Source organism: Alcanivorax sp. HI0083, from assembly GCF_001635175.1.
Genome location: NZ_LWFX01001538.1, coordinates 1 through 2,408 on the forward strand (window position 1 = coordinate 1; position 2,408 = coordinate 2,408).

At 56.6% G+C, this 2,408-nt stretch carries 3 protein-coding genes; 2 read left to right on the forward strand and 1 reads right to left on the reverse strand.

Annotated features, from left to right (window positions below):
* Both A3754_RS23110 and A3754_RS23115 read left to right on the forward strand, forming a co-directional pair.
* On the forward strand, nucleotides 1–351 hold a 351-nt coding region (locus A3754_RS23110), incomplete at its 5' end, for an SDR family oxidoreductase (RefSeq protein ID WP_156497168.1).
* A gap of 252 nt (nucleotides 352–603) precedes the next feature.
* Entirely contained in the window at nucleotides 604–1,371 is a 768-nt protein-coding gene (locus A3754_RS23115; protein ID WP_082872265.1) for an NYN domain-containing protein, read from the forward strand.
* Between the two features lie 127 nt (nucleotides 1,372–1,498).
* Here A3754_RS23115 and A3754_RS23120 read toward each other — a convergent pair.
* A partial coding sequence (locus A3754_RS23120) for a TRAP transporter large permease (RefSeq protein ID WP_063521458.1) occupies nucleotides 1,499–2,408 on the reverse strand: 910 nt, incomplete at its 5' end.

A 2,408-nucleotide genomic window follows, 5' to 3' on the forward strand; every position in this document is an offset into this window, starting at 1 on the left:
TACAGCGCCAGCAAGGCCTTTGTCATCAACCTGAGTGCATCGCTTCAGGAAGAACTCAAACCCTACGGTGTTCAAGTAACCTGCTTTTGTCCCAGCACCACCAAAACGGCGTTTCTGGATACCGCCGAGAGCCAACACAAATCCTCCAGCGGCATCCGGGAGTTTGTCTCGGCACACATTGCCACCCCGGAAGACGTGGCCAACGCCGGCTACGCCGCCTTGAACAAAGGCAAGCGCTACGCCCTGCCGGGCCTGTCTGTCACCCTGCAAAGTATCTGGATCCGCATGATGCCTTTGCGCGCCATGGCCAGTTTCGTTTACAAGAAATCGGTAAAAGAAATGGAAGGCTGATAGACGAAGCCGCTGTAGAAGCGGCGCTTGAGCCGCGAACCTCCCCTTCAGGGGGAGGAATCGCCCAGCGGGCGATCAGGCGCTTCAGTTCAAGTCCCGTCTATCCAGAAAGGTCACGAGACGCAGATATCTCTACAGCCTCGCTACGCGAGGTTCGCGGCTCAAGCGCCGCTCCTACAGCCCCCATCCGCGCCTGTCCACTCCCCGCCGAATCCGTTATGTTGGCGGTATCCAACGCAAAAGGAATGCATCATGGCGGACAGCAACATGGGCACGGACTCCCCACCGCTCAGCAACACATCATTGGCCGTATTGATCGATGCGGACAATACACCCCCAAAAATCGTCGACGGGCTGTTCGAGGAGATCGCCAAATTTGGCACCGCCAGCGTCAAGCGAATCTACGGCGACTGGACCAAACCCAATCTGGGTGGCTGGAAAAGCGTGCTGCTGAAACATTCCGTGCAACCGATCCAGCAATTTGCCTACACCCAGGGCAAGAACGCCACCGATTGCAGCATGATCATCGACGCCATGGATCTGCTCTATACCAAACAGCTCTCGGGCTTCTGTCTGGTGTCCAGTGACAGTGATTTCACCCGCCTGGCGGCGAGGTTAAGGGAAGAAGGCCTGACCGTGTATGGTTTCGGGGAACGCAAGACGCCGGGGCCCTTCGTGGCCGCCTGCGACAAGTTTATCTACACCGAAGTACTGCGCTCCGACCATGCCCCCGAGAGCACCTCAGACAAGCCCGATACCCCCGCCCAGACAGAAGCGCCTGTCAGCAAGGAGCCGCCGCCACTGCAACTGATCGCCAACGTGATCGATGATATTTCCGATGAGGACGACTGGGCCAACCTGGGTACGGTGGGCCAGCACCTGAGCAAGCGCAAACCCGACTTCGACACTCGCCTGTTCGGCCACAAGAAACTCAGCGACATGATCCGCGCCTACCCCAAGTGGTTCCAGATCCAGAAAGGGCAAGGCAAAAGCATCCAAGTAAAAATCCTACGAAAATAACGTTTTTCCTTCACCAACCAACTGAAACGCAAGAGGCCGCGTCCAGATAATGGACGCGGCCTCCTCGTTTCCAGCAATCAACAACCGCTGACCGCGCAACTATTCACTGTTAACTATTAACTGCCTTTTACCGCACCAACCAGAGACTGAGCTGCGGGATATAGGTAATCATCAACAAGGCGATGATCAATATCAGCATGAAGGGAATCGTTGCTGCGAACAGCTCGGTGACTTTCTTCTTGAAGCGGTAACTGGCGATAAACAGGTTCATGCCCACCGGCGGAGTGATATAGCCGATCTGCATGTTCGCCACGAAGATGATACCCAGGTGCACCGGATCAATGCCGTAACGCAACGCCACCGGCAGGATCAGCGGCACCATAATCACCAGCGCGGCAAAGATATCCAGCAACGCGCCCAGCAACAGCAGCAGGATATTGAGCAGGATAAGGAAGGTAATCTTGCTCTCAACATGTGTCTGGATCAGGGCAAACAATTTCTCCGGCACACCGGCATACACCAGGTAATCCGAGAAGGCCTGCGCCACCGCCAGAATCAGCAAAATACCGCCCACCATGATCATGGAATCGCGCATGATGGTCGGTAGCTTGCGCAGCGAGATTTCCCGATACAGAAACACCTCGGCCACCAACACATACAGCGCCGTCACCGCCGCCGCTTCACTGATCACCAGGAAACCGGAGAAGATCCCACCGAGCACTACCAGCGGCAGCGGCAGCTCCCAGCGTGCTTCCCAGAGCGCATCGACCAGTTCCCGGAAATCAAACGCCTGCCGGGGAACATCGGTGCCCCGCGTGGCCCACACACAGTAACCGTAAAGCAGCACGATCATCAGCAGCGCAGGCAGCAGACCAGCCAGATACAGATCGACAATTTCTACCGTCGGCATATCCAGCTGCTGGGACATTTGCTGGGCGATAATGCCGTAGATCAACAAGGGCACCGACGGCACCAGCAACAACCCCAGACTGCCCGAGGAGGTCACCAGGCCCAGGCTGAATTTTTCCGGGTAATTG